We start from the raw sequence: 7,706 nt of genomic DNA on the forward strand, positions 1-7,706 counted from the left end.
TTTAATCTTTTGAAAGTCACACATCATGATCGAAAAAACGCTGGTTATTTTGAAGCCGTGTACCCTTCAACGGGGATTGGTTGGTGAGATTACTCATCTCTTTGAACGTAAAGGACTACGGTTGGCCGGCATGAAAATGATGCAACTGACGGATGAATTATTAAGCGAACATTATGCCCACCTGAGCAGCAAGCCTTTCTTTCAGCGCGTGAAAGATTCGATGATGGCAACTCCTGTCATTGTTTGTTGTTATGAGGGTGTGGATGCTATTCAAGCAGTCCGTACGTTGGCGGGACCAACTAATGGACGTCTGGCTGCGCCGGGAACCATTCGTGGGGATTATAGTATGAGTTTTCAAGAAAACATCGTTCATACTTCCGATTCTCCGGAAACTGCGGCTATCGAATTAACGAGATTTTTTAAACCTGAAGAAATATTCGACTACAAACAGGCGACTTTTGATTACCTGTATGCGAATGACGAGTATTAATTGAATTGACAAGAACGAATGAATTTCAATTGCATTATTAAAACAGGATTGGTAGCTGTAGCAGCTATGGTCAGCCTGAGCTCTTTCTCTCAAGACCTGATTGCCCGCCAAGCTCCGATAGACAAGAAATTAAAAACCGTAGACTCTTTGGCACTGCAGAAACAGATCCGTGCCGAACAGTCGGAATATCCCGCCTTAAGTCTTTATCCGAACTGGAACAACCAGTATGCGCATTCTTATGGAAATGCCATTATTCCGGATACTTACACCATCGACTTGACAGGTTTCCATATGCCGACTCCGAGTACGAAGATTACTTCACCTTTCGGACCCCGTTGGAGAAGAATGCACAACGGCCTCGACTTGAAAGTTAATATCGGTGATACGATTGTTGCTGCTTTCGATGGTAAAGTGCGTATCGTGAAATATGAACGCAGAGGATATGGAAAATATGTGGTGATACGTCATGACAATGGATTGGAAACCATATACGGACACTTGTCCAAACAACTCGTTGAAGAAAATCAATTGGTAAAAGCCGGCGAAGTGATCGGTCTGGGTGGTAACACCGGACGTTCAACCGGTTCTCATCTTCATTTCGAAACCCGCTTCCTGGGAATTGCAATCAACCCGATTTATATGTTCGACTTCCCGAAACAGGATATCGTAGCCGATACTTATACTTTCCGCAAAACGAAAGGGGTGCGTAGTGCCGGTTCTCATGACACTCAGGTAGCTGACGGAACAATCCGTTACCATAAAGTGAAGAGTGGAGATACATTGTCACGTATCGCTAAAGTACGTGGAGTATCAGTCAGCACACTGTGTAAGCTGAACCGTATCAAGCCGACGACTACATTGCGTATCGGACAAGTTTTACGCTGTTCATAAAGATGTAATACAAGATAGCTTTAGAAGAGGGCACTTTAATATAATTTAGAGTGCCCTCTTTCTGTTTTTACTTAATTATTGTTACCTTTGCGCACTATTTGGAATAAGATGAAAGATACCAAGCAACAATTTGAACATGTCATCGCATTGTGCCGTGACTTATTTTCCAAGAAGCTGCACGATTACGGGCCTGCGTGGCGTATCCTGCGTCCGGCTTCGGTTACTGACCAGATTTTTATCAAAGCTAACAGGATTCGCAGTATCGAAACCAAAGGGGTGACTCTGGTTGACGAAGGAATCCGTTCGGAATTTATTGCGATTGTCAATTATGGTATTGTCGGACTGATTCAGCTGGAACTGGGTTATGCCGAATCTGCCGATATCAGCAATGAAGAGGCGATGTCTTTGTACGATAAGTATGCGAAGGAAGCACTGGAGTTGATGCTTGCCAAAAATCACGACTATGATGAAGCTTGGCGCAGCATGCGTGTGAGTTCCTACACAGACTTGATTCTGATGAAGATATACCGTACCAAGCAGATTGAAAGTCTGGCGGGAAATACGTTGGTTTCGGAAGGTATCGACGCCAACTATATGGATATGATTAATTATTCTGTTTTCGGATTGATCAAGATAGAATTTGAAGGATAAGAACTTACATATCATCCAGAAGATAGGAGCGAACGTTTGTCGTTTTCTCTTAGCAGCCTCGTTTATCTTTTCCGGCTTTGTGAAAGCTGTTGACCCGCTGGGTTTTCAGTATAAGATACAGGACTATCTGGCTGCTTTCGGAATGACTTCCTGGTTCCCTTCTTTCTTCCCGTTATTGGGAGGTATCCTATTATCCGCTGCTGAATTCTCAATTGGTATCTTCCTGTTTTTCGGCATCAAGAGAACACTTTCCACCACATTGGCATTGATGCTGATGATTTTCATGACACCGCTGACGTTGTATCTGGCGATTTTCGATCCGGTGTCAGACTGTGGTTGTTTCGGTGACGCATGGGTGTTGACTAACTGGGAGACATTCGCCAAGAATATAGTACTGCTGATTGCAGCAATCGCTGTATTCCAATGGAGGAAAATGCTGGTCAGATTCGTGACTCTGAAGATGGAATGGCTGATTTCTCTGTACACGATATTCTTTGTATTCACATTGTCGTTCTACTGTCTGGATCGTCTGCCGGTCCTCGATTTTCGTCCTTACAAGATCGGACAGAATATCATGCAGGGCATGAGTATCCCCGACGGTGCGAAGCCGAGTGTATATGAGAGTGTCTTTATTCTGGAAAAGAATGGCGAAAAGAAGGAGTTTACGCTGGAGAATTATCCGGATAGTACGTGGACCTTTGTCGATACCCGTACCGTTCTGAAAGAAAAAGGATACGAGCCTTCGATTCACGATTTCTCCATGATGGAGCTGAGTACGGGCGATGATATCACCGAGGATGTGCTGACGGATATGGGGTATACTTTCCTGCTGGTGGCGCATCGTATCGAAGAAGCGGACGATAGTAACATCGACTTGATTAATGAAATATATGATTATTCGGTAGAGCATGGCTATAAATTCTACTGTCTTACTTCCTCACCGGAAGAGCAGATAGAGTTGTGGAAGGATAAGACCGGTGCGGAATATCCTTTCTGCCAGATGGACGACATCACATTGAAGACGATGATCCGCTCTAATCCGGGACTGATGCTGATAAAGAATGGTACGATTCTGAACAAATGGAGTGATGAAGACATTCCTGATGAATACGTCCTGACTGACAAACTGGAAAATATTCAGCTTGGTCAGCAGAAGGTTCGAAGTGATATACATACGATCGGGTATGTATTCTTGTGGTTTGTGATTCCGTTGGTACTGGTGCTGGGAGTGGATATCCTGATTATCCGCCGCCGCGAACGGAAGCGGGAAAAGCGGAAACAGCAACAGGAAATGAAAGAACAGTAATTTATTAACCCTTTAAATAAAGAACAAAATGAGAAAGAACATTGTTGCAGGAAACTGGAAAATGAACAAAACCCTTCAAGAGGGTATCGCTTTGGCAAAAGAACTGAACGAAGCATTGGCTAACGAAAAGCCTAACTGTGATGTAATCATCTGTACTCCGTTTATTCACCTCGCTTCTGTAACTCCGTTGGTAGATGCAGCTAAGATCGGTGTAGGTGCGGAAAACTGTGCAGACAAAGCATCCGGTGCATATACCGGTGAAGTTTCTGCTGAAATGGTAGCTTCTACAGGTGCAAAATATGTAATCCTGGGTCACTCAGAACGCCGTGCTTACTATGGTGAAACTGTTGCTATCCTTGAAGAAAAAGTAAAATTGGCTTTGGCTAACGGTCTGACTCCGATCTTCTGTATCGGTGAAGTGCTGGAAGAACGCGAAGCTAACAAGCAGAACGAAGTAGTAGCTGCTCAGATGGAATCTGTATTCTCTCTGTCTGCTGAAGACTTCTCTAAGATCATCCTTGCTTACGAACCGGTTTGGGCTATCGGTACAGGTAAAACTGCTACTCCTGAACAAGCTCAGGAAATCCACGCTTTCATCCGTTCAATCGTAGCTGACAAATATGGCAAGGAAATCGCTGACAACACTTCTATCCTTTACGGTGGTAGCTGCAAGCCTTCTAATGCGAAAGAACTGTTCTCTAACCCCGACGTAGACGGTGGACTGATTGGTGGTGCTGCTCTGAAAGTTTCTGACTTCAAGGGTATCATCGATGCGTTCAATGCATAATTATAATTTTTAGGCACGGATGACACGGATGACACGGATTTAAAGACTGTGCGCAGCTAACCGTGAAATCCGTGTAATCCGTGCCTGAAATTAAACTTTTATCGAATGAGAAAACTAGGTTTACTTTTATGGATGCTGGCTTTTACCGCTGTTGGTGCACAGGCGCAGAACATCATCAAGAGTCTGGAGCGTACAGTGCCGGGACAGGGAAAGGTGACGATTCATCAAGACCCTAAGATAGAGGCATTGATAGGCGTGGAACGTCCTTCTATGGGCGAACAGAAAGTGTTGAAGGCAGCCGGATTCAGAATACAGGCGTATGCCGGCAATAATACCCGTGAGGCAAAGAATGATGCTTATCGTGTAGCTTCCCGCATCAAAGAGTATTTCCCCGAACTGACGATTTACACTTCGTTCAATCCTCCCCGCTGGCTCTGTCGTGTGGGTGATTTCCGGAGCATTGAAGAGGCGGACGCGATGATGCGTAAACTCAAGGCAACCGGTGTATTCAAAGAGGTCTCTATCGTCAAAGACCAGATCAATATTCCTTTATAATTGTATCATGTTAGAAAAAGAAGAAATTGTCTCTCCGAATCTGGAGGAGTTGAAAAGTCATTATCACAGTATTATAACTTTGTTGGGTGAAGATGCCGGAAGGGAAGGCTTGCTGAAGACTCCCGAACGTGTTGCGAAGGCTATGCTGAGTCTGACGAAAGGTTATCACATGGACCCTCATGAAGTGTTGCGTTCGGCTAAGTTTCAGGAAGAATACAGTCAGATGGTGATAGTGAAAGACATCGATTTCTTCTCTCTCTGCGAACACCACATGTTGCCGTTCTACGGAAAAGCACACGTGGCATATATCCCTAACGGCTACATCACGGGATTGAGCAAGATTGCCCGGGTAGTCGATATCTTTTCCCATCGCCTGCAAGTGCAGGAACGCATGACGCTGCAAATCAAAGATTGCATCCAGGAAACACTGAACCCATTGGGAGTGATGGTGGTAGTGGAGGCAAAGCATATGTGTATGCAGATGCGCGGCGTGGAAAAACAGAATTCTATTACTACTACTTCAGACTTTACAGGAGCTTTCAATCAGGCCAAGACTCGTGAAGAGTTTATGAATCTGATTCAGCACGGCAGGGTGTAATACGCTTTACAAAATGTGGACGATGTAGTTCCCCACCGATGAGGGCTGTCTCCGGCACCGGGGAAGGAGTGCTTCGGCACCGATGAGGAGGGGGAGCGGCACCGATGAGGAATTTAGCGTAATACAACACGGTCGCCCAGGCGTTTCGCCATTAGACTTTGTACTTCCCGCAATTCATTGTAACGTTGCATCAGCGAATTACATTTCTCATTGTCATGGGCTAATGCCGGATCTTGCAGTGCATAAAGCATGTGCTTTAACTCTTCCGTAACGATCGCATATTTGAAATTGATCATCAGCATCGGGACGAGTTCGTAGAGACGCTCTTCGTCTGTTACGAGTTTCTGTGATTTCGAGTGATATTTACTTAGCTGGTAACGTACATTGATCAGATCCACGCTCAATCTGCTGATGGTCTGGTCGGGATGTGCCAGAAAGTAGCGTTCTGCGATGAATCCGGCATCGTGTATATGCGTAGCGGCTTCTGTCAGAATCTGCCGGTGTAACGGATTATGGAAAGCTAAATCATCTTCTTTCAGGTCATTAATCACGTATTCGATAACGGTTACCGGAACTTCATTTCCTTCCTCGTCAGTAAGGTTGCACATGATCTTTTCACCATAACGGACCACTGCTTGTAAGATCAGTCGCTCGAACTTGTAAAACTCCTGGCCCTCTTTTCCTTCCTGCGGAATAAAAGAGGTATAAGAATCGCTGGAAACAGCTGTATTAGTGGAAGGAGAAACCTCTCCGGGAGGAAATCCTGTTACGCCTTCTGAAGCGGCAGGCATCGGATCTGCAAAGGATACGATATTACCTTGATCATCATAAACGGGTTCCGGTGGCATTCCGGTACCGTAAGGACCTGAACCGCCGGGATAACCCGGAGTATCGGATACATTAGAAGCCTCGGAACTGCTGTTGGCGGTTGAAGTTGTATTGTTGTAGCTGGGGCGGTTCGCTTTTTCGGCTTGCGCCTCTCTTAACTTGGCCACTTCCGCTACCAGTAACTTTTCTTCGATGCGCAGGTGCTGACTACATTCCTTGATGTAGACATCTCGTATAATGGCTTCCGGTATGACGGAAATACTTCGTACGATATTAGATATCAGTTCCGCTCGTTTGATCGGATCTTTACCCGCATCTTCCATCAGAAGATCCGTCTTGAAGCGGATAAAGTCTTTTTCGTGTTCACGGATGAATGTCTGAAACTCCTCCGAATTATGTTTGCGGGCAAAAGAGTCCGGGTCGTCTCCGTCCGGCAACAGACATACTTTGATATTCATGCCTTCTTCCAGCAGCATGTCAATCCCTCGGATAGAGGCTTTGATGCCTGCTACGTCACCGTCATAGAGTACGGTAATGTTGTTGGTGAAACGATGAATCAGACGAATCTGCCCCGGAGTCAGTGCGGTTCCCGAAGAGGCGACTACGTTTTCTATGCCCGATTGGTGCATAGAGATAACGTCCGTGTATCCCTCGACCAGGAAACATCTGTCTTGCTTGACAATAGCCTGTTTGGCAAAATAGATTCCGTATAGCTCGTTACTCTTGTGGTAGATTTCCGATTCGGGAGAGTTGACGTATTTTACTTTCACCCCTTTGGTGGCAGTACTTAATACACGTCCGCCGAATGCGACCACTTTCCCCGAGAGCGTATGAACAGGGAAAATCACACGTCCCCAGAAGCGGTCACGAAGACGATGGTCGTCCGTCTCGTAGCAGATGCCTGTTTTTACAAGGAACTCTTTTTTGTAGCCTTTGCGCAATGCTTCTTGTGACATGGCATCGTGGCTTTCCGTACAGTAGCCTAACTGGAATTTTTCGATGATGTCATCACGGAATCCACGCTGGCGGAAATAAGCCAAACCGATGCTGCGACCGTCTACATGATTCTTTAAGATATTCTGGAAGTAATCACGGGCGAAGTTATTGACAATGAACATACTTTCACGCGTTGTCTGCGCTTGTTTCTCTTCATTGGTCAGTTCCCGTTCTTTGATTTCGATGTTGTATTTCTTGGCAAGATATTTCAGTGCCTCGTAATACGACATCTGTTCGTGCTCCATGATGAAGTGGACTGAGTTTCCACCTTTGCCGCAGCTGAAACATTTACAAAGTCCTTTGGCTGGAGAGACACTGAATGACGGAGTCTTTTCGTTGTGGAACGGGCACAGACCTACATAATTCACTCCGCGTTTGCGCAGCGTGACAAACTCAGATACTACATCTACAATCTGTGCGGCATCTAAAATACGGTCTATGGTGGTTTGATCTATCATTCTTCTTTTCTCCTGTCATTCCGTTTTTGCGGATACAAAGGTACATATAAAAAAATCCCCTGCAAAGAACTTTTTTGCAGGGGATCGTTAAATCTTATCTAATGCGGGATCGATCCGAAACCCCGGTTGTTTTCAGTTTGTTTCTT

At 45.3% G+C, this 7,706-nt stretch carries 8 protein-coding genes; 7 read left to right on the forward strand and 1 reads right to left on the reverse strand.

Features of this window, described 5'->3' with window-relative positions; genetic code table 11:
• The first annotated feature begins 25 nt into the window (after positions 1 to 25).
• From ndk to folE, 7 genes are all read left to right on the forward strand, one after another.
• Positions 26 to 490, forward strand: coding sequence for a nucleoside-diphosphate kinase (gene ndk / locus HMPREF2794_RS26795; RefSeq protein ID WP_008760845.1), 465 nt, complete (start codon positions 26 to 28; stop codon positions 488 to 490).
• Between the two features lie 18 nt (positions 491 to 508).
• A complete protein-coding gene (locus tag HMPREF2794_RS26800) occupies positions 509 to 1,381 on the forward strand; it encodes a peptidoglycan DD-metalloendopeptidase family protein (protein ID WP_010536546.1) in 873 nt (290 codons plus the stop codon).
• A gap of 108 nt (positions 1,382 to 1,489) precedes the next feature.
• A complete protein-coding gene (locus tag HMPREF2794_RS26805; RefSeq protein WP_010536547.1) occupies positions 1,490 to 2,032 on the forward strand; it encodes a DUF1599 domain-containing protein in 543 nt (180 codons plus the stop codon).
• The gene (locus HMPREF2794_RS26810) at positions 2,022 to 3,338 is read left to right on the forward strand and encodes a BT_3928 family protein (protein WP_022301369.1); all 1,317 of its coding nucleotides are present in this window, start codon (positions 2,022 to 2,024) and stop codon (positions 3,336 to 3,338) included. Before HMPREF2794_RS26805 ends, HMPREF2794_RS26810 begins: the two co-directional genes overlap by 11 nt.
• 28 nt (positions 3,339 to 3,366) lie before the next feature.
• Positions 3,367 to 4,125: a triose-phosphate isomerase gene (gene tpiA / locus HMPREF2794_RS26815; RefSeq protein WP_010536549.1), complete on the forward strand. Its 759-nt coding sequence runs from the start codon at positions 3,367 to 3,369 to the stop codon at positions 4,123 to 4,125.
• Between the two features lie 105 nt (positions 4,126 to 4,230).
• Complete coding sequence (locus HMPREF2794_RS26820; RefSeq protein ID WP_008760850.1) at positions 4,231 to 4,680, forward strand: SPOR domain-containing protein; 450 nt, start codon at positions 4,231 to 4,233, stop codon at positions 4,678 to 4,680.
• A 7-nt stretch (positions 4,681 to 4,687) separates the two neighbouring features.
• Positions 4,688 to 5,278, forward strand: coding sequence for a GTP cyclohydrolase I FolE (folE, locus tag HMPREF2794_RS26825; protein ID WP_008760851.1), 591 nt, complete (start codon positions 4,688 to 4,690; stop codon positions 5,276 to 5,278).
• A gap of 113 nt (positions 5,279 to 5,391) precedes the next feature.
• On the opposite strand, the gene dnaG is transcribed toward folE, so the two are convergent.
• Positions 5,392 to 7,560, reverse strand: coding sequence for a DNA primase (dnaG, locus tag HMPREF2794_RS26830; protein WP_022301368.1), 2,169 nt, complete (start codon positions 7,558 to 7,560; stop codon positions 5,392 to 5,394).
• Positions 7,561 to 7,706 lie beyond the last annotated feature (146 nt).

This window comes from Bacteroides sp. HMSC067B03 (assembly GCF_001811315.1).
GTDB lineage: Bacteria > Bacteroidota > Bacteroidia > Bacteroidales > Bacteroidaceae > Bacteroides > Bacteroides faecis.

Coding starts and splice junctions, on each gene's coding strand:
- ndk (WP_008760845.1), top strand. CDS start 26: ATGATCGAAAAAACGCTGGTTATTTTGAAGCCGTGTACCCTTCAACGG.
- HMPREF2794_RS26800 (WP_010536546.1), top strand. CDS start 509: ATGAATTTCAATTGCATTATTAAAACAGGATTGGTAGCTGTAGCAGCT.
- HMPREF2794_RS26805 (WP_010536547.1), top strand. CDS start 1,490: ATGAAAGATACCAAGCAACAATTTGAACATGTCATCGCATTGTGCCGT.
- tpiA (WP_010536549.1), top strand. CDS start 3,367: ATGAGAAAGAACATTGTTGCAGGAAACTGGAAAATGAACAAAACCCTT.
- HMPREF2794_RS26820 (WP_008760850.1), top strand. CDS start 4,231: ATGAGAAAACTAGGTTTACTTTTATGGATGCTGGCTTTTACCGCTGTT.
- folE (WP_008760851.1), top strand. CDS start 4,688: ATGTTAGAAAAAGAAGAAATTGTCTCTCCGAATCTGGAGGAGTTGAAA.
- dnaG (WP_022301368.1), bottom strand. CDS start 7,560: ATGATAGATCAAACCACCATAGACCGTATTTTAGATGCCGCACAGATT.